The following is an 18,588-nucleotide window of genomic DNA, read 5'->3' on the forward strand; positions in this document are numbered from 1 at the left end:
CCGGTAGGGTTGGGGTCGGCCGTCGCCTTCACACGGGGACGGTCGAGGTCCTGCCGCTTTTCAGCGCGCCAGGACCGAGGGCCGGGGTCCAGGTTTCGGGGGACAAGCGTCGGGGCAGCCCATGCTCCGCCGTGGATCTGACACCATTCCCCGGGGGCACCGTTCGGCGGATGGACGGAGCCCGTTTGGAGAGAGTTGCGACCAGGGGACGGATGGGACCGCGCAGTGCGGGGCTACGAACGCCAGGAGCGAGAGCCGGCGGCTGACGTCGACCACCTCTCTCGGTTCGAGGCCGAGATGGAGCGGCTGAAGACCGAGCGGGAGAAGGCCGTCCAGCACGCCGAGGACCTCGGCTATCAGGTCGAGGTGCTGCGCGCCAAGCTGCACGAGGCTCGGCGCAGTCTGGCGACCCGTCCTGCCTACGACGGCGGCGACATCGGCTATCAGGCCGAGCAGCTCCTTCGTAATGCCCAGATCCAGGCCGACCAGCTGCGCGCCGACGCCGAGCGCGAGATGAGCCAGGCCCGCGCGCAGACGCAGCGCATCCTCCAGGAGCACGCGGAGCAGGCCGCCCGGCTCCAGGCGGAACTGCACCAGGAGGCGGTCACCCGCCGCCAGCAGCTCGACCAGGAGCTGGCCGAGCGCCGGCAGACGGTCGAGGCGCACGTCAACGAGAACGTGGCGTGGGCGGAGCAGCTGCGCGCCCGCTCCGAGTCGCAGGCCCGCCGTCTGCTGGATGAGTCGCGCGCCGAGGCCGACCAGGCGCTGGCCGTCGCCCGCGCCGAGGCCGAGCGGATCGCCGCCGAGGCCCGCCAGCGGCTCACCAACGACGCCGAGGCGGCCCGCGCGGAGGCCGAGGCGCTGCTGCGCCGGGCCCGCACGGACGCCGAACGGCTGCTGAACGCCGCGTCCACACAGGCGCAGGAGGCCACCGACCACGCCGAGCAGCTGCGCAGCTCCACGGCGAGCGAGTCGGAGGCCGCCCGCCGCCAGGCGACCGAGGTGAGCCGGGCAGCCGAGCAGCGCATGGCGCAGGCCGAGACGGCGCTGCGCGAGGCGCGGGCCGAGGCCGACAAGGTGGTCGCCGAGGCGAAGGAGTCCGCGGCCAAGACGCTCTCCGGCGCGGAGTCGGCGAACGAGCAGCGCACGCGTACGGCGAAGGAGCAGGTCGCCCGGCTGGTCACCGAGGCCAACCAGGAGGCCGAAGCCACCAAGTCCGAGGCCGAGCAGGTCATCGCGGACGCCCGCGCCAAGGCCGAGACGATCATCGCGGAGGCCGAGGAGAACGCCCGCAGCCTCACCGCCGAGGAGACCGCGTCCCAGCTCGCCAAGGCGGCCCGTACGGCCGAGAACGTGCTCAACAAGGCGTCCGAGGAAGCCAAGACGACCACCAGGGCCGCCGCCGAGGAGGCCGAGCGGATCCGCACCGAGGCGGAGGCCGAGGCGGACCGGCTGCGCGCCGAGGCGCACGACATCGCCGAGCAGCTCAAGGGCACGGCGAAGGACGACACCAAGGAGTACCGCGCCAAGACGGTCGAACTGCAGGAGGAGGCTCGCCGTTTGCGCGGCGAGGCCGAGCAGTTGCGCGCCGACGCGGTCGACGAGGGCGAGAAGATCCGCGCCGAGGCCCGGCGCGAGGCGGTCCAGCAGATCGAGGAGGCGGCCAGGACCGCCGAGGAGCTGCTCGCCAAGGCGAGGGCGGACGCGGACGAGCTGCGCACGACGGCGACGACGGACAGCGAGAAGGTCCGCACCGAGGCCATCGAGCGCGCCACGACGCTGCGCCGTCAGGCCGAGGAGACCCTGGAGCGCACCCGCGCCGAGGCCGAGCGGCATCGCGAAGAGGCTCTCGAGCAGTCCGAGACGATCAAGGCGGAGGCCGAGCGGGCCGCCGAGCAGCTGCGCGAGGAGACCGAGCGCGCCATAGCGGCCCGCAAGGACGAGGCCGCCGAGGAACTGACCCGGCTGCACACGGAGGCCGAGGACCGCCTCACCACCGCCGAGCAGGCGCTGACCGACGCCCGCGCGGAGGCCGAGCGCATCCGCCGTGAGGCTGCCGAGGAGTCCGAGCGGCTGCGTTCCGAGTCCGCCGAGCGGATCCGTACGCTGCAGGCGCAGGCGGAGGCCGAGGCCGAGCGGCTGCGCAACGAGGCCGCGGCGGACGCCTCCGCGTCCCGGGCCGAGGGCGAGGCCATCGCCGTACGGCTGCGTTCGGAGGCCTCGGCGGAGGCCGAGCGGCTGAAGTCGGAGGCCCAGGACAGCGCCGACCGGGTCCGCGCGGAGGCGCAGGCCGCGGCCGAGCGTCTGGCGACCGAAGGCGCCGAGACGCTGGCGGCCGCGCAGGAGGAGGCCGCCCGGCGCCGCCGCGAGGCCGAGGAACTCCTCGGCTCCGCGCGCCAGGAGGCCGACCAGGAGCGGGAGCGGGCCCGCGAGCAGAGCGAGGAGCTCCTCGCCTCGGCGCGCAACCGTGTCGAGGAGGCCCAGACCGAGGCCGTACGCCTGGTCGAGGAGGCCGACCGGCGCGCGACCGAGATGGTGTCGAGCGCCGAGCAGACCGCGCAGCAGGTGCGCGACTCCGTGGCGGGGCTGCACGAGCAGGCTCAGGAGGAGGTCGCCGGGCTGCGCTCGGCCGCCGAGCACGCCGCGGAGCGTACGCGGACCGAGGCGCAGGAGGAGGCGGACCGCGTCCGCGCCGACGCATACGCGGAGCGGGAGCGGGCCGCCGAGGACGCGAGCCGGATCCGGCGGGAGGCGGCCCAGGAGTCGGAGGCCGCCAAGTCCCTCGCGGAGCGCACGGTTTCGGAGGCGATCGCCGAGTCGGAGCGGCTGCGCTCGGACGCGGCCGAGCACGCCCAGCGCGTCCGCACCGAGGCGTCCGACGTCATCGCGACCGCCGAACAGGACGCCGGGCGCAGCCGTGCGGAAGCCAGGGACGACGCGAACCGGATCCGTTCGGACGCGGCCACGCAGGCGGACACCCTCATCACCGAGGCGGCCGCGGAGGCCGAGCGGCTCGCCGAGGAGACCGCCGCCGAGGCCGAGCGCGTACGGTCCGAATCCGTGGCCAAGGCCGAGCGGCTCATCGCGGACGCGACCGGGGACGCGGAGCGGCTGCGTGCCGAGGCCGCCGAGACGATCGGCTCCGCGCAGCAGCACGCCGAGCGGATCCGCACCGAGGCGGAGCGGGTCAAGGACGAGGCGGCGGCGGAGGCCGAGCGGCTCACGTCGTCGGCGCGCGAAGAGGCCGAGCGGATGCTGGACGAGGCCCGCAAGGACGCCAACAAGCGGCGTTCCGAGGCGGCCGAGCAGGTCGACACGCTCATCACGGAGACGGCCGCCGAGGCGGACAAGCTGCTCTCCGAATCGCAGCAGTCCGCGCAGAAGACGACGGCGGACGCCGAGGCGCAGGCCGACACGATGGTCGGCGCGGCGCGCAACGAGGCCGAGCGGCTCGTCTCCGAGGCGACCGTGGAGGGCAACTCCCTGGTGGAGCGGGCCCGTACGGACGCGGACGAGCTGCTGGTCGGCGCGCGCCGGGACGCGACGGCGATCCGGGACCGCGCGGAGGAGCTGCGCGACCGCATCACCACGGAGATCGAGGAGCTGCACGAGCGGGCCCGCCGTGAGTCGGCCGAGGCGATGAAGACGGCCGGCGAGCGCTGTGACGCGCTCGTCAAGGCGGCCGAGGAGCAGCTCGCCGACGCCGAGGCGAAGGCGAAGGAGCTGGTGTCGGAGGCCAACTCCGAGGCGAGCAAGGTGCGCATCGCCGCGGTCAAGAAGGCGGAGGGGCTCCTCAAGGAGGCCGAGCAGAAGAAGAACTCGCTCGTCGGCGAGGCGGAGAAGATCCGCGCGGAGGCGATCCGCGAGGCGAAGGCGGCGGTCGAGGAGGGCAAGCGCGACCTGGAGGTCCTGGTGCGCCGCCGGGAGGACATCAATGCGGAGATCTCCCGTGTCCAGGACGTCCTGGAGGCGTTGGAGTCCTTTGAGGCCCCGTCCGGAAGCAAGGACGGCGGGGTCAAGGCGGGCGCGGCCGCGGGCGCGACTCGTTCGAGTGGCAAGTCGTCAGAGGGCTAGCCAGAAGCACGGATTCCATGCTTTGCCGGGACCTTTGGTACAGCCTCTGGCAAGCCCTCCGACCGTTAGCCACCCGAAAGGAGTGTCATTCTCCAGATCAAACACGTATCCGCTCGATGACACACCGCTTTGACCCCTAGGATTCCCCCTATCACCTCACCGGTCTCATTCGACAGGAACCCCATGAGCGACACTTCCCCCTACGGCTTCGAGCTTGTGCGGCGTGGATACGACCGCGCTCAGGTGGACGAACGCATTTCGAAGCTCGTCTCCGACCGTGACAGCGCTCTGGCCCGCATCACTGCTCTGGAAAAGCGCATCGAGGAACTCCACCTCGAGACGCAGAACGCCCAGGCCCAGGTCAACGACGCAGAGCCGTCGTACGCGGGTCTCGGCGCGCGCGTCGAGAAGATCCTCCGCCTCGCCGAGGAGGAGGCGAAGGACCTGCGCGAGGAGGCCCGTCGCGCCGCCGAGCAGCACCGTGAGCTCGCCGAGTCGGCCGCCCAGCAGGTGCGCAACGACGCGGAGTCGTTCGCCGCTGAGCGCAAGGCCAAGGCGGAGGACGAGGGCGTCCGGATCGTCGAGAAGGCCAAGAGCGACGCCTCCCAGCTGCGTTCCGACGCGCAGAAGGACGCGCAGTCCAAGCGCGAGGAGGCGGACGCCCTCTTCGAGGAGACCCGCGCCAAGGCCGCCCAGGCCGCCGCCGACTTCGAGACGAACCTCGCCAAGCGCCGCGAGCAGTCCGAGCGCGACCTGGCCTCGCGTCAGGCCAAGGCCGAGAAGCGCCTCGCGGAGATCGAGCACCGCGCCGAGCAGCTGCGCCTGGAGGCCGAGAAGCTGCGCACGGACGCCGAGCGCCGCGCCCGCCAGACGGTGGAGACGGCTCAGCGCCAGGCCGAGGACATCGTGGCCGACGCGAACGCCAAGGCCGACCGGATCCGTTCGGAATCCGAGCGCGAGCTCGCGGCCCTCACCAACCGCCGCGACTCGATCAACGCCCAGCTCACGAACGTCCGCGAGATGCTCGCGACGCTCACGGGCGCCGCGGTGGCCGCCACCGGCACGCCGGCCGAGGACGAGCCGATCTCGCGCGGGGTTCCGGCCCAGCAGTCCCGGTAACACACGACGTACGCGAGAACGCGGGACGTACGCGGTAACGCGGGACGTACGCCGGCCGAACAACGGCGAAGCCCCCTGTCACTCCGGTGGCGGGGGGCTTTGTCCCGTTTTAGCGTTGCGGCATGATCGAGCTCGAGGGGCTGACCAAGCGGTATGGCGAGAAGGTGGCGGTCAACAACCTCACCTTCGCCGTCAGACCGGGGATCGTCACGGGGTTCCTCGGCCCCAACGGCGCCGGCAAGTCCACGACCATGCGGATGATCCTCGGGCTCGACCACCCCACCACCGGTGACGTACGCATCGACGGGCGGCACTACGACCACCTCAAGGACCCGCTGAAGTACATCGGCGCCCTGCTGGACGCGAAGGCCATGCATGGCGGGCGCAGCGCCTTCAACCACCTGCTGTGCCTCGCGCAGAGCAACGGCATCCCGAAGGCCCGGGTGCACGAGGTCCTCGACACGGTGGGGCTCACCCCGGTCGCGAGGAAGAAGGCCAAGGGGTTCTCGTTCGGCATGGGCCAGCGGCTGGGCATCGCAGGCGCGCTGCTCGGCGACCCGCGGATCCTGATGTTCGACGAGCCGGTCAACGGTCTCGACCCCGAGGGCATCCACTGGATCCGCAACCTGATGAAATCCCTCGCCGCGCAGGGCCGTACGGTCTTCGTCTCCTCCCACCTGATGAGCGAGATGGCGCTGACCGCCGGCCACATCGTCGTCATCGGCCAGGGACGGCTCCTCGCCGACACCTCGATGGCCGACTTCATCCAGCGCAACTCGCGGTCGTACGTCCGTATCCGCTGCCCCCAGCGCGAGCGGCTCCTCGACGTGCTGCACGGTGCGGGCATCACCGTCGTCGAGACGGGCAGCGGCACGCTCGAAGTGGACGGCGGGAAGCCCGAGCTCATCGGGGAGCTGGCCGCGCGGCACCAGATCGTGCTGCACGAGCTCAGCCCCCAGCAGGCCTCCCTGGAGGATGCGTTCATGCGGCTGACCGCGGAGTCGGTCGAGTACCACGCGCACGCGGACACCCCGCATCCGCAGGCCGCGCCCTGGGGCGGCGACTGGAAGAGGGGCTGACCATGGCGGCCACCCAGGTCCTCAGGTCCGAGTGGACCAAGATCCGGTCCGTCTCGTCCACGGTCTGGACACTCGGTCTCGCCGCGGTCGTCACCATCGCCCTCGGCATCGTGATCTCGCTGCTGTCCAGGAACGAGTTCGACACGATGGACGTGCGGGACCGGCTCGCCTTCGACCCGACGTACATCAGCTTCGCGGGCATGAGCCTCGGTCAGCTCGCGATGATCGTGTTCGGGGTGCTGGTCGTCGGCAACGAGTACAGCACCGGCATGATCCGCAGCTCGCTCGCCGCGGTGCCGCAGCGCGCCGAGTTCCTCTTCAGCAAGATCGCGGTCGCGACGGGCCTCGCCTTCGCGGTCGGCATCGTCACCAGCTTCGTCACCTTCTTCCTGGGCCAGGCCATGCTCGGCCCGCACGGTGCGTCGATCGGCGATCCCGGGGCGCTGCGCGCGGTGATCGGCGGCGGGCTCTACATGACGCTCATCGCCGTCTTCTCGATGGGCGTCGCGGCGATGCTGCGCAGCCCCATGCTGTCGCTGGGCATCCTGATGCCGTTCTTCTTTCTGATCTCCAACGTCCTGGGCGCGGTCTCCGCGACCCAGAAGGTCGGCCGCTATCTGCCCGACCAGGCCAGCAGCAAGATCCTGCAGGTCGTGACCCCGATCGACGACGACACCCCGTACGGTCCCTGGGGCGGCCTCGCGATCATGGTGCTGTGGGTGGTCGCGGCGCTCATCGGGGGGTACGCGGTGCTCAAGAAACGGGACGCGTAGCGTCTCTGATCAGCTTGGTGATCCTGTGCCAGACATGGTGTCTGGCGGTGGGATTCTCCACCGGGTGGGGGTGGCGTTCAGCCACCCAGCCGACCCGCTGCGCCAGCACAGCGGCCGACAAAACCTCGCCCGTCTTCTCCACCACACCCGCCCGCAGCAGACCACGGGCACACGCAGCACGGGCCGTCTCGCTCTCACCGAGCGGCACTCTCCGGCTCACCGGCCCCCCTTCCCACCCGCGGTGCTGTCATCCGATCAACGACACACCCGCGAAAAGGTCACGCATTCGATCCCCGCACCCACAGACGAAACCGAAGCCGGCACCGAACACACGGCACGGCACATCCCCATGACACATCATCACGGATACCTAAGGAAACTCGGGAGCCTCGGCGTCCTCGTCCGGGGGCGCCCGCGAGGGCCGGTCGTGGGCGCGAGGGTTCCGTACGCCATTCGATGTTCCGGCGAAAAAATTTCGTTCCGCGTCTGACCAGACAGGAGGCGTACCTGACAATTCGGGTCGTGTGACCTGCGCGCTTTTACTTTCTCTTGAGTGGAACCGTCAGCGCCCGGATATCCTCCTAACCCTTACGGGGGCGTGCGCCCCGACGTCCTGAACCTTTCGATGGGTGCGGAGCATGATCGAGGCAGTCGGCCTGACGAAGCGCTACGGCGCCAAGACGGCCGTGTACAACCTTTCCTTCCAGGTGCGGCCCGGCGCCGTCACCGGCTTCCTGGGGCCCAACGGCTCGGGCAAGTCGACGACGATGCGCATGATCCTCGGACTGGACAACCCCACATCGGGGCAGGTGACCATCGGCGGCTTCCCGTACCGCAAGCTGCCGAACGCGCCCCGCCAGGTCGGCGCGCTCCTCGACGCCAAGGCCGTGCACGGTGGCCGGCACGCCCGCCACCACCTGCTGTGCCTGGCGCAGCTGTCGGGCATCCCGGCCCGCCGCGTGGACGAGGTGCTCGGCGTCGTCGGACTCCAGGACGTGGCCAGGAAGCGCTCCAAGGGCTTCTCGCTCGGCATGGGCCAGCGGCTCGGCATCGCCGCCGCGCTCCTCGGCGACCCGCAGGTGCTGCTGTTCGACGAGCCGGTCAACGGCCTCGACCCCGAGGGCATCCTCTGGGTCCGCAACCTGATGAAGTCCCTCGCGGCCGAGGGCCGTACGGTCTTCGTCTCCTCGCACCTGATGAGCGAGATGGCGCTGACCGCCGACCACCTGATCGTGATCGGCCGCGGCCAGCTGCTGGCCGACATGAACATCAAGGACTTCATCTCCCACAACTCGGCCGACTTCGCACGGGTCCGCACCCCGGACACCGAGCCGCAGCAGCGCGAGAAGCTCACGGCCGCGCTGACCGAGGCGGGCGGCCAGGTGCTGCCCGAGCAGGACGGCGCGCTGCGCGTCACCGGTCTGCCGCTGCCTCGCATCAGTGACCTGGCGCACTCCCACGACGTACGTCTGTGGGAGCTGTCGCCGCACCAGGCCTCGCTGGAGGAGGCGTACATGCGGATGACGCAGGGCGCCGTCGACTACCGCTCGACCATCGACCAGAGGGCCGGGCTCCAGCAGGAGCTGCCGCCGGGCGCCATGCCGCCGCCCCAGATGCCGGTCCCGGGCCAGGGCCAGCCGGGCTGGTACGCACCGCCGCCGCCCCAGCAGGGCGGGCAGCCGTTCGCGATGCCGCAGGGAGCGCCGCAGGCGGGGCCGTACGGCGCTCCGGGCGCCCCCGGCGCCTACGGTGCCGCGGCTCCGGGCGCGGGCCAGCCGGGCCCGTACGGCGCCCCGGCCGCTCCGGGTGCCGCGGCCGCCAACCCGTACGCCCAGGGCGCACCCCAGGCCCCCGCGCAGCCGCCCGCCGCACCTGCCGCACCCGCCGCCGCCCCCGACCTGACCAAGCCCGAGGACGCCCGATGAGCACGCCCCAGCCCCCGATGCCGCAGCAGGCCGCCCCTGCCCCCAACTGGCAGGCGGCGCCCGGCACTTCGTACACCTCGCCGATCCCGGTCGTGCGCACCCACCTCGGTCACGCGCTCTCCTCCGAGTGGACCAAGATCAAGTCGGTGCGCTCCACGATGTGGACGCTCGGCATCTTCCTGCTCCTGGTGATCGGCATCGGCTTCCTGGTCGCGGCGCAGACCACGAACGCCGACTACACCGAAACCCCGTACACGATCCCGGCCTTCTTCGGGCTGATGCTCGGCCAGATCTGCCTGATCACGCTGGGCGTCCTGGTGGTCTCCTCCGAGTACGGCACCGGCATGATCCGTACGACGTTCACGGCCTCACCGCAACGTCACCGGGTGCTCGCCGCGAAGCTGATCATCTTCTTCGTGGTGGCGTTCGCCGTGTCGGCCTTCGCGATCGGACTGGTCGGCATGGTCACCGAGGGGATGCACGGCGACGGCTCCTCGGCCGTCCCGTGGGGCGGCACGGTGCTGAGGGGGTCGCTGTACGTCTCGCTGCTCGGCGTGCTCGCGCTCGCGGTGGGCTCGATGCTGCGTCATTCGGCAGGCGCGATCACCACGATGCTCGGCGTCGTACTGGTGCCCGCGATCATGCCCGCCTTCCTGATGTTGTCCGAGAGCATGCGCACCGCCGGCGAGAAGATGCAGGAGTACAACGCTCCCAGCGCCCTCGCCAAGATCTTCCAGCTGGACAGCGAGGCCGGGAACGGCGGCGCGCAGCTCGGTCTGCTCGCCGGCATCACAGCGGCGGCGATCGTCGGCGCGTTCGTGCTGCTGGAGCGCCGGGACGTCTGATCCGTCCGACGGGCCGACGTCTGATCCGTCCGACGGGCCGACGTCTGATCCGTCCGACGGGCCGACGTCTGATCCGTCCGACGGGCCGACGTCTGATCCGTCCGACGGGCCGACGTCTGATCCGTCCGGCAGGCCGGCGTCTGATCCGCCCAACAGGCCTTAGGACCTGGGAGCATTACGGGACCGCCGCACCCTTGAGGTGCGGCGGTCCTTCGCGTTCCAGCAGGCCTTGTGCCAGTGGCGCCGGTCGTCGACGCCCGCGTGCTCCGGCCAGGCCACCACGTGCGGGACGCCGGAGGGAATCATCTGGTCGCAGCCGGGGCAGCGGTAGGTCTTGCCCTCGGCGCTCGCGCCCGCCACATGACGCACACTCCACTCCTCGCCCTGCCAGTTCTCCGTGGACTGCCAGCCGCCGTAACGGTCGGACCGGTCGTCATCCGCGCTCCTGCCGGACGAGCCGGCGCCCTTCGAACGGTTGCGACGCGGGGACACGGGACACCTCACGGAGCTATACAGGGAGCAGGGGCCTAGGCCCTGTCGTCAAACCTCCGTCTGCCCCGCGGCTCCATGCACGCTCCCCCACTGCCTTGAGGGCGTGGGAGGTGCCCCCACTCGCCGCGCCGGGCCCAGGCCCGAGTACATCCAGTACGAGGGCCAGGGCCCGGCACGCCGAGAGCACGCACCTACAGCGACATCAGCCGCTCCGCGGCGGGCGCGAGGCCCGCCCTCCGGGCGAACGACGGGAGTTTGACGACAGGACCTGGTCCAGCCTACGCGGCGCGCACCGGGGTACGCGTACTCCACCAACCCGCACAGATCCCCCACCGGGCGGCTCAATTCGCAGACAATCCGCAAATCTCTCCGCCAGGCCGTGACTTCGTCACGTGTCATGCGGTTATGCCGGGTGGGGGAGCTCCGTGTCGGAGCCGAGGAAGCAGGAAGTGCGATGCACGTAGGAAGTTTTGTACTGGCGGCCCAGTTCCCGGGACAGGGCCAGGGGGAGGCCCTGCACCGCGCAGTGCGGTCGGCCGAGGTCGCCGAGGAGGCCGGGCTCGACGCGGTATGGCTGGCCGAGCACCACTTCGTGCCGTACGGGACCTGCCCGTCGGCCGTCACGCTCGCCGCGTACCTCCTCGGCCGCACACGCCGGATCCGGGTCGGCACGGCGGTCAGTGTGCTGCCCACCGTCCACCCCGTGGCGCTCGGCGAGCAGGCCGCGCTGCTGCATCTCACGTCCGGCGGGCGGTTCACGCTGGGCGTCGGACGCGGCGGCCCCTGGGTCGACTTGGAGGTCTTCGGCACGGGACTGAGGGCGTACGAGGAGGGGTTCCCGGAATCACTCGATCTGCTGGTGCGCTGGCTGCGCGAACCGTCCGTCGCCGGCACCTCGGAGCGGTTCGCCTTCCGCGAAGTCCCCGTCGTCCCCAGGCCGTCGGAGTCGCTGAGCGGCGTCCCCGGGCCCGATGTCCTCGTCGCCTGCACCTCACCGGCGAGCGTACGGCGCGCGGCCGAGCGCGGGCTGCCGATGCTCCTCGGCATGCATGTCGGGGACGAGGAGAAGGCCGAAATGGTCGCGCTGTGGCGGCAGTTCGCGCGCTCGGCCGGGCTCCCGGGGGACGAGATCTCCGCGGCGGCCCATGTGTCCGCCGGGGTCTGCCAGATCGCGGACCGCCGAACCGACGCCGTCGAGACGCTCGTCAAGGCGATGCCGGGCTGGCTGAAGCAGGGGCTGGACGCCCATGTGACGGTCGACGGCCGCGCCCGCACGATGCGCGACCCTCTGGCGTACACCGAACTGCTCTGCGGGCTGCACCCGGTGGGCACTCCCCGGCTGTGCGCCGACCGGCTCGCGGCCACCTCGGAGCGGACCGGCATCTCACACTTCGCCCTGCTCGTCGAGGGCTCGGGAGACCTGGCGGCGACGGAGGAGAACGTACGACGTCTGGGGGCCGAGGTGCTGCCCCACCTCAAGTGACCGGCCGCGGCCTCAAGCGGGCCGTCCGGCCCCTTTCAACGGACGGGATACGCGGGGAGCTTGCCGCCCCAGTACAGATGCACCTCCCGCGTACGGAGCGGCAAGCAGTGCGGCGTCTCCGGCTCAGCAGTCCCGGAACTCCGGGGACTGGTTCAGCACCTGACTGCGGACCGAGGTGAAGCGTGCCAGCGAGTCGTCCACCGAGGCGTCCAGTGGGAACACCGCCACCCGGTGGCAGTTCTGAAAGGCCAGCCGCACTCCGAAGTGCCGCTGCAGCGCGCCGCGTATCGCGTCACTCGCGAGCGCACGCAGCAGCTGGCCACGTGCCTGCTCGTCCGGCGGGGGCGTCTGGTTGTCGGCGAAGTTGCCGCCGTCCACCTTCAGCTGGGCCACCAGGGAGCTGATCATCTCCCACGCGTAGGGCAGGGAGGTCCGGACGCAGTCGACGAATTCAGCTTCGCCGACCTCGCCTCGCTCGGCCTGTTCGAGTAGGGCCGGTGAGACGTCGAGCGACATGGGTTCTCCTCTCGCACCCCCAGTGGAGCGGGGGCTGACGGACAGGGAAGGGAGTTCGCGATATCGAACACGCTCAGTACACGCGCCGCGACCTCCCGTTTATACGGTAAGCAACGGACCGTGACCACACCAGGAGAATGCACACACAGGAGAGCCTCCGTGGGCACACAATCAGCCAACCTGACCAGGGGTTGCCGCTGGCATGTTCCAGGGGAGAGCGGGTGGGTGCGGAGGGGCCCTGAGGTGGGCGAATCGCGTGGACGGGCGGGCGTCGAGTAGCGTTGCCGACCATGCGTCTCGTCATTGCCCGATGCTCCGTGGACTACGCGGGCCGGCTCACCGCCCATCTTCCGTCGGCCCCCCGCCTCATCCTGGTGAAGGCGGACGGCAGCGTCTCGATCCACGCCGACGACCGGGCGTACAAGCCCCTCAACTGGATGTCTCCGCCCTGCACCCTCAAGGAGGGGTCCGGGGACGAGGACGGCGTCTGGACCGTCATCAACAAGGCGGGCGAGAAGCTCATCATCACGATGGAGGAGATCCTCCACGACTCCTCGCACGAGCTCGGCGTGGATCCCGGTCTGATCAAGGACGGCGTGGAAGCGCACCTTCAGGAGTTGCTCGCGGACCGCATCGAGACGCTCGGCGAGGGCTACTCGCTCATCCGCCGCGAGTACATGACGGCCATCGGCCCGGTGGACATCCTGTGCCGGGACGCCGAGGGGCAGACCGTCGCGGTGGAGATCAAGCGGCGCGGTGAGATCGACGGCGTGGAGCAACTCACGCGCTATCTGGAGCTGTTGAACCGCGACCCGCACCTCGCGCCGGTCCGCGGCATCTTCGCCGCCCAGGAGATCAAGCCGCAGGCCCGCGTCCTCGCCACCGACCGCGGCATCGGCTGCACGGTCCTGGACTACGACGCGCTGCGCGGCATCGAGGACGACAAGCTGCGGTTGTTCTGACCGTCACCACGACAGCAGAAGGGGCCGGGTCCGCCGCAGCGGACCCGGCCCCCTCGCCTGTTCTCAGATCACCGCGCCCGAGGCGGTGCCGCTCACCGGAGCGCTGGTAACACTGCCCTCCGGAGCACTGGCCGTCGTGCTGGCCGGAGCGCTCGACGCCGGGCCGCTCGCGGAGTCCGACGTGGTCGGCTCCGTCGACGTGGTGGGCGTCGGGTCGGGCGTCGTCGGGTCGGGCTCCGTCGGATCCGGCGACGTGCTCGTGGGCGGCTTCGAAGTGGACGGGGGCTTCGACGAGGACGGGGGCTTCGACGAGGACGGCGGCTTCGAGGAGGACGGCGGCTTCGACGACGTACCCGAGCTGTTCGACCCGCCCGGGTCGTCGGACGGCTCGGAGGAGTCCGTGTCCGACGGCGTCGGATCGTCCGTCGTCCCGAGCGTGCCGTCAGGGCCCGGATCCGTGGGCGTCGCCGCGGCACCCTTGTCGGAGTCGTCGCCCTTCTTGGCCCTGTCCGCGCCCAGGCCGTCGTCGTCGGCGCCCGGGCTGGCCGAGGGGTTGACGCCGACCTTCTCGGACGGGGTTTCGTTGTTGTGGTCCGAGGTGGCGCCGAGCGTCACCACGGTGCCGAGCACGGCGGCGAGGAGCGCGCCGGAGCCCGCGGCCACCAGATTGCGCCGGGTGCCGGTGACCAGACGGCCCGCGAAGCCCCCGCGCTTCGGCGTGGAACCGCCCGGCTCGGCCCGGCGGGTGACCAAGGTCGTGGGGTCGCCGGGCGGTTGGGGCAGTGCGAACGCGGCCGGTACGCCACCGGGGGGCGACGCCGACTCCTCGTGCCGCGCGTCGGGCACCTCCTCCCCCGCCGCCGTGCGCCCACTGGGCAGCGCGGCTCCGGAACGGTCGGCGACCAGCGCGAGGGCGCGGCGGCCGGCGACGGTGCCGCGCTTGTCGGCGAGGGCGCCGCGCAGCCCGATGGAGGCCTCCAGCTCGGCGCGGGCCCGGTCCAGCTGGCCGCCGCAGAGCGCGAGGATGCCCAACTCGTGGTGGAAGTAGGCCTGTTCGGACACCTCACCGGAAAGCCGCGAGGCCTCGATGCCGAAGCGCAGGGCGCGCTCCCAGGCGCTCCAGTGCAGACCCGCGGCGAACGCGGGCGAGGCCGCGCGGGCCAGCCGTACGGCGACGCTGTCGTCCTGCTCGTCGACCGGGGCCGTGGTGACCGGCACCACGAAGGTGAGCGCGGCGAGCAGCGCGTCGGCCTCGGCGCAGACCCGTTCCGGAGTGACCGAGGGGTGCCCGGCCCACCAGCTGTAGTGCCGGGTGGCGGCGAGCGCCCGGTCCTCCAGGCCGTCCGCGTATCCGGCGGCCTCCAGCTGGGCCTGCACACCGGCGGCGAGCCGGTAGCGGGAGCCGACCGGGGAGACCAGCGCGCAGCTCGCCAGTTCGGCGAGGGCGGCGTCGGCGTGGGTGTCGCCCACGAGCGCGGGCAGGTGTGCCTGGTGCGGCACCTCGCCGCCGAGCGCGACCGCGAACCGCAGGGTGGCGCGGGCCGACTCGCTGAGCCGGGAGGCGAGCAGAGCGGCGGGGGCGGCGCCCTCGCCGAGCGAGGGCAGCGGCACCTCGGGCCCGCCCGCGCCGTCCAGGGGAGCGTCGAAGGGCGCGTCCACGGGTACGTCCTGGAAAAGGCCGTACTCGTCGACGGCGTTCATCCCGGCGCGCAGCTGGTCGCGCTGTCGCAGCAGTGCCCCGGCCTGCATGAAGCGCAGGGGCAGGCCCTCGGACTCGAACCAGAGGTCGCCCGCCCAGTTCGACTCCGCCTCGGTCAGGACCCGCCCGACGGCCCGCTCCAGGAGTTCGAGGCCGCCGCTGCGGTCGAGCCCGCCGAGGAACACCTCTTCGAGGAGTGAGCCGGCGGACGGCGCGGCGACATCGGGCGTCGCGCTGATGAGGAAGGCGCACTCGGGGGTGGCGTCGAGCAGCTCGTCGAGCGCGCTGCCGCCGAACTCCACGTCGTCGAGGACGACGACCGCGCCGATCTCGCGGACGAGCCCGAGCAGTTCCTCCCGTCCCGGGCGGTACAGGGGCGCGTCGTAGACGGCGGTGAAGAGGTCGTGCAGCAGGTCGCTCGCCGTGCGCCGGTAGCCGGAGAGGCGTACGACGCCGTCGGGCGCGAGGTCCGCGCAGTCGTCGGCGACGGCGTCGAGCAGGCTGGTGCGGCCCGAGCCGGAGGAACCGGTGAGCCGTACGGAGCGCCCGCGCGCGAGGAGGCGTACGAGCCGCTCGCGCTCCTCCTGGCGCTCCAGGAGCGGCACCCGGGGCTGTGCGGGGCCCGGCGGGACGGGCGGCTGGGCCGCGCGGGCCAGCTCGGCGCGCTCGGCGGCGCTGAACTTCGCCGGGCGCTGCGGGCGCTCGGTGGGCGGGCAGTTCTCTATCTCGCTGCCGTCGACGGGGTTGACCGTGAGCAGGAAATCGCCCGAGACGAGCTGGACTGTACGGGCGAGTGCGGGCGGGTGCTGGCCCAGGTCAGCGGTGATCGGGTCACGCGGCGGGCGCGAGCGGGGCGCCTGGCCGTCGTCGTCATGGCCGTACTCTTCGGGTCCGCGGTTGATCGGGTCCATGTTCCTAGCCCCCCAAAAGCGTCGTGTGCGGGTCCTGTTGCCGGACTCCCGTCGTCCGCCGAAAGGCGGGCCGCGCGGCATCTGGCGCGTCCGATCGCAAGGCGTCGGCTGGGCCTTGTAGCCGGAGCCACTATGCCCTTCCGGGAACGCCGCGAGCGTGCGTGCCAGACGTCACGCGGCAGGCGGGACGCCGGCGACAGGGACCCAAGCCCCTCCCGGCCTTGCTGCACACCGCGCTGTCGCTTCTGGTCCGGTGCCCGCTCTCAGGGTTGCGGGCGGCGGGCAGCCGAACCCTAAACCTTCGCACAGTATCTACGAACAGCCGGGGTACCGCGCCGTCCGAGACGTCACAGCTTCGTGAGGATTGTGCGTGCGGTGCGTTGCCGTACGCCGGTCAGGGCGCGTAAGCGGTCTCAGTGGCCACAGCGATCGGCTCGCCTCACACCCGGGGCAGGGATTCGACCCCGATGCCGCCCTCGATGGCCAGGATCCGGTGCAGCCGGGTGGCGACCAGCAGGCGCTGCATCTGCGGTGGTACGTCGCGCAGCACGAGCCGTCGGCCGCACCGCCCGGCACGTCGGTGGGCCCCCATGATGACACCGAGCCCGGTGGCGTCCCAGGAGTCCAGTTCGGACAGGTCCAGTACCAGGTCGCCGACTCCGTCGTCGACGGCCGAGTGCAGGACCGTACGGGCGTCCGCCGCGCTGCGGACGTCGAGGCGGCCCCCGACGACCAGCTCGGCGTGGTCGCCCCTGATGTACATATGCGCTCCCCGAGAGTGCGTCTCGTCCTCTGCGTTTTTCTTCGTGCACCGTTTGACTGGTTGAAGGGCTCAGAGGTTGCCGTCTGTGAGCGAACCGATACCGAATTCACCTCATGGAGTGACACCCCAGAGGCACATGCGGTTTCCGTGCCGATAGCGGCGCCCGGCACGTCGGGCGCCGCATGATCATTCAGTGCTTGTAGAAGCCTTGCCCGCTCTTGCGCCCGATGTCACCGGCGTCAACCATCCGGCGCATCAGCTCCGGCGGAGCGAACTTCTCGTCCTGGGTCTCGGTGTAGATGTTGCTGGTGGCGTGCAGCAGGATGTCGACGCCCGTCAGGTCGGCCGTGGCCAGCGGGCCCATGGCGTGGCCGAAGCCCAGCTTGCAGGCGAGGTCGATGTCCTCGGCGGTGGCCACGCCCGACTCGTACAGCTTCGTCGCCTCGACGACGAGCGCCGAGATGAGACGGGTTGTCACGAATCCCGCCACATCACGGTTGACGACGATGCAGGTCTTGCCGACGGACTCGGCGAACTCCCGCGCGGTGGCGAGCGTTTCGTCGCTCGTCTTGTAGCCGCGGACCAGCTCGACGAGCTGCATCATCGGCACCGGCGAGAAGAAGTGCACGCCGACGACCCGCTCCGGGTGCTCGGTGGCCGCCGCGATCTTGGTGATCGGGATGGCGGAGGTGTTCGAGGCGAGCACGGTGTCGTCACGGACGATCTTGTCGAGCGTCCGGAAGATCTCGTGCTTGACCTCGAGCTTCTCGAAGACGGCCTCGACGACGATGTCCGCGTCGGCGGCCGCGTCCAGGTCGGTGGTGGCGGTGATGCGCGCGAGCGCCTCGTCCGCGTCCGCGGCTTCCAGCTTGCCCTTGCTCACGAACTTGTCGTACGAGGCCCTGATGCCGTCGACGCCGCGGGTCAGCGCCTCGTCGGTGACATCGCGCAGGACCACGTCCCAGCCCGCCTGCGCGGAGACCTGGGCGATACCGGACCCCATGAGTCCGGCTCCGATGACGGCGAGCTTCCGTGCCACTCCGACTCCCCTTACACGCTGTTCAAGTTGCCTCTTCGGCGGACCCTAGCGCTCGGGAGAAGTTACGTGACCGGTTAGTAACGCGTGTCACGTCCCAAAGCGTGAGACGGTCGTCACGTCCAGGGTCAAGGCGCTAATTCCTTGCGGTTCCACGCTGGTTGGCGCTTCACGGACCGGCCTGCGCCGAAAGGCGCGGGTAAATTGGCCTCATGGTCAATCTGACGCGTATCTACACCAGGACCGGCGACCAGGGCACCACCGCCCTCGGCGACATGAGCCGGGTCGCCAAGACCGACCTGCGGATCGCGGCGTACGCGGACGCCAATGAGGCGAACGCGGTGATCGGGACGGCGATCGCGCTGGGCGGTCTGGACGAGGAGGTCGTGAAGGTCCTCACCCGGGTGCAGAACGACCTGTTCGACGTGGGCGCGGACCTGTCGACGCCGGTGGTCGAGAAGCCGGAGTTCCCGCCGCTGCGGGTCGAGCAGTTCTACATCGACAAGCTGGAGGCGGACTGCGACCGCTTCAACGAGCGCCTTGAGAAGCTGCGCTCCTTCATCCTCCCGGGCGGCACAGCTGGCGCGGCCCTGCTGCACCAGGCGTGCACGGTCGTACGGCGCGCGGAGCGCTCCACGTGGGCGGCGCTTGAGGTCCACGGCGAGGTCATGAATCCGCTCACCGCGACCTACCTGAACCGGCTGTCGGACCTGCTCTTCATCCTGGCCCGGACGGCCAACAGGGACGTGGGCGACGTCCTGTGGGTGCCGGGCGGGGAGCGCTGACCGGGTGCCGGCGCGGGAGCGGTGACCGGGTGCCGGCGCGGGAGCGGTGACCGGGTGCCGGCGCGGGAGCGGTGACCGGGTGCCGGCGCGGGAGCGGTGACCGGGTGCCGGCGCGGGAGCGGTGAC

General features: G+C 71.3%; 14 protein-coding genes. 9 read left to right on the forward strand and 5 right to left on the reverse strand.

Annotated features, from left to right (window positions below):
• Nucleotides 1–225: 225 nt before the first annotated feature.
• The 6 genes from scy to C4B68_RS12340 all read left to right on the forward strand — a co-directional run bounded on the left by scy (nucleotide 226) and on the right by C4B68_RS12340 (nucleotide 9,815).
• Nucleotides 226–4,074, forward strand: coding sequence for a polarized growth protein Scy (scy, locus tag C4B68_RS12310; RefSeq protein ID WP_099499963.1), 3,849 nt, complete (start codon nucleotides 226–228; stop codon nucleotides 4,072–4,074).
• A gap of 183 nt (nucleotides 4,075–4,257) precedes the next feature.
• Nucleotides 4,258–5,193 carry a coiled-coil domain-containing protein gene (locus C4B68_RS12315; protein ID WP_099499962.1) on the forward strand — a complete coding sequence of 312 codons (936 nt, stop codon included), beginning with the start codon at nucleotides 4,258–4,260 and terminating at the stop codon, nucleotides 5,191–5,193.
• 122 nt (nucleotides 5,194–5,315) lie between these two features.
• Nucleotides 5,316–6,272 carry an ABC transporter ATP-binding protein gene (locus C4B68_RS12320; protein WP_099499961.1) on the forward strand — a complete coding sequence of 319 codons (957 nt, stop codon included), beginning with the start codon at nucleotides 5,316–5,318 and terminating at the stop codon, nucleotides 6,270–6,272.
• A 2-nt stretch (nucleotides 6,273–6,274) separates the two neighbouring features.
• Nucleotides 6,275–7,045, forward strand: a complete 771-nt coding sequence (locus C4B68_RS12325) for an ABC transporter permease (RefSeq protein WP_167459077.1) — start codon at nucleotides 6,275–6,277, stop codon at nucleotides 7,043–7,045.
• A gap of 638 nt (nucleotides 7,046–7,683) precedes the next feature.
• Nucleotides 7,684–8,970 carry an ABC transporter ATP-binding protein gene (locus C4B68_RS12335; RefSeq protein ID WP_099499959.1) on the forward strand — a complete coding sequence of 429 codons (1,287 nt, stop codon included), beginning with the start codon at nucleotides 7,684–7,686 and terminating at the stop codon, nucleotides 8,968–8,970.
• On the forward strand, nucleotides 8,967–9,815 hold the full coding sequence (locus C4B68_RS12340; protein ID WP_099499958.1) for an ABC transporter permease subunit: 849 nt from the start codon (nucleotides 8,967–8,969) through the stop codon (nucleotides 9,813–9,815). The genes C4B68_RS12335 and C4B68_RS12340 overlap by 4 nt, the downstream gene beginning before the upstream one ends.
• A gap of 159 nt (nucleotides 9,816–9,974) precedes the next feature.
• Here C4B68_RS12340 and C4B68_RS12350 read toward each other — a convergent pair whose 3' ends face one another.
• Nucleotides 9,975–10,307: an ATP/GTP-binding protein gene (locus tag C4B68_RS12350; RefSeq protein WP_099499957.1), complete on the reverse strand. Its 333-nt coding sequence runs from the start codon at nucleotides 10,305–10,307 to the stop codon at nucleotides 9,975–9,977.
• A gap of 454 nt (nucleotides 10,308–10,761) precedes the next feature.
• Between C4B68_RS12350 and C4B68_RS12355 the strand changes: the two genes are divergently transcribed.
• Nucleotides 10,762–11,790 carry an LLM class flavin-dependent oxidoreductase gene (locus tag C4B68_RS12355; protein WP_099499956.1) on the forward strand — a complete coding sequence of 343 codons (1,029 nt, stop codon included), beginning with the start codon at nucleotides 10,762–10,764 and terminating at the stop codon, nucleotides 11,788–11,790.
• A gap of 123 nt (nucleotides 11,791–11,913) precedes the next feature.
• Here C4B68_RS12355 and C4B68_RS12360 read toward each other — a convergent pair whose 3' ends face one another.
• On the reverse strand, nucleotides 11,914–12,306 hold the full coding sequence (locus C4B68_RS12360; RefSeq protein ID WP_099499955.1) for an SCO5389 family protein: 393 nt from the start codon (nucleotides 12,304–12,306) through the stop codon (nucleotides 11,914–11,916).
• Nucleotides 12,307–12,596: 290 nt separating this feature from the next.
• On the opposite strand from C4B68_RS12360, the gene nucS reads away from it, so the two are divergent.
• The gene (gene nucS, locus C4B68_RS12365; RefSeq protein ID WP_099499954.1) at nucleotides 12,597–13,268 is read left to right on the forward strand and encodes an endonuclease NucS; all 672 of its coding nucleotides are present in this window, start codon (nucleotides 12,597–12,599) and stop codon (nucleotides 13,266–13,268) included.
• A gap of 63 nt (nucleotides 13,269–13,331) precedes the next feature.
• Here nucS and C4B68_RS12370 read toward each other — a convergent pair whose 3' ends face one another.
• From C4B68_RS12370 to C4B68_RS12380, 3 genes are all read right to left on the reverse strand, one after another.
• Entirely contained in the window at nucleotides 13,332–15,878 is a 2,547-nt protein-coding gene (locus C4B68_RS12370; protein ID WP_099499953.1) for an ATP-binding protein, read from the reverse strand.
• A 439-nt stretch (nucleotides 15,879–16,317) separates the two neighbouring features.
• The gene (locus C4B68_RS12375) at nucleotides 16,318–16,641 is read right to left on the reverse strand and encodes an STAS domain-containing protein (RefSeq protein ID WP_031040714.1); all 324 of its coding nucleotides are present in this window, start codon (nucleotides 16,639–16,641) and stop codon (nucleotides 16,318–16,320) included.
• Nucleotides 16,642–16,831: 190 nt separating this feature from the next.
• Nucleotides 16,832–17,680 (reverse strand): 3-hydroxyacyl-CoA dehydrogenase family protein, encoded by an 849-nt coding sequence (locus tag C4B68_RS12380; protein ID WP_099499952.1) that lies wholly within the window; start codon nucleotides 17,678–17,680, stop codon nucleotides 16,832–16,834.
• A gap of 209 nt (nucleotides 17,681–17,889) precedes the next feature.
• Between C4B68_RS12380 and C4B68_RS12385 the strand changes: the two genes are divergently transcribed.
• Nucleotides 17,890–18,462, forward strand: coding sequence for a cob(I)yrinic acid a,c-diamide adenosyltransferase (locus tag C4B68_RS12385; protein ID WP_099499951.1), 573 nt, complete (start codon nucleotides 17,890–17,892; stop codon nucleotides 18,460–18,462).
• Nucleotides 18,463–18,588 lie beyond the last annotated feature (126 nt).

It is taken from the genome of Streptomyces dengpaensis (assembly GCF_002946835.1).
GTDB classification, from domain to species: Bacteria; Actinomycetota; Actinomycetes; order Streptomycetales; family Streptomycetaceae; genus Streptomyces; species Streptomyces dengpaensis.

What these genes read in the sequence shown, in the direction of transcription:
- C4B68_RS12315 (WP_099499962.1), top strand. Translation starts at nt 4,258, where the DNA reads ATGAGCGACACTTCCCCCTACGGCTTCGAGCTTGTGCGGCGTGGATAC.
- C4B68_RS12320 (WP_099499961.1), top strand. Translation starts at nt 5,316, where the DNA reads ATGATCGAGCTCGAGGGGCTGACCAAGCGGTATGGCGAGAAGGTGGCG.
- C4B68_RS12325 (WP_167459077.1), top strand. Translation starts at nt 6,275, where the DNA reads ATGGCGGCCACCCAGGTCCTCAGGTCCGAGTGGACCAAGATCCGGTCC.
- C4B68_RS12335 (WP_099499959.1), top strand. Translation starts at nt 7,684, where the DNA reads ATGATCGAGGCAGTCGGCCTGACGAAGCGCTACGGCGCCAAGACGGCC.
- C4B68_RS12340 (WP_099499958.1), top strand. Translation starts at nt 8,967, where the DNA reads ATGAGCACGCCCCAGCCCCCGATGCCGCAGCAGGCCGCCCCTGCCCCC.
- C4B68_RS12355 (WP_099499956.1), top strand. Translation starts at nt 10,762, where the DNA reads ATGCACGTAGGAAGTTTTGTACTGGCGGCCCAGTTCCCGGGACAGGGC.
- C4B68_RS12360 (WP_099499955.1), bottom strand. Translation starts at nt 12,306, where the DNA reads ATGTCGCTCGACGTCTCACCGGCCCTACTCGAACAGGCCGAGCGAGGC.
- nucS (WP_099499954.1), top strand. Translation starts at nt 12,597, where the DNA reads ATGCGTCTCGTCATTGCCCGATGCTCCGTGGACTACGCGGGCCGGCTC.
- C4B68_RS12370 (WP_099499953.1), bottom strand. Translation starts at nt 15,878, where the DNA reads ATGGACCCGATCAACCGCGGACCCGAAGAGTACGGCCATGACGACGAC.
- C4B68_RS12375 (WP_031040714.1), bottom strand. Translation starts at nt 16,641, where the DNA reads ATGTACATCAGGGGCGACCACGCCGAGCTGGTCGTCGGGGGCCGCCTC.
- C4B68_RS12385 (WP_099499951.1), top strand. Translation starts at nt 17,890, where the DNA reads ATGGTCAATCTGACGCGTATCTACACCAGGACCGGCGACCAGGGCACC.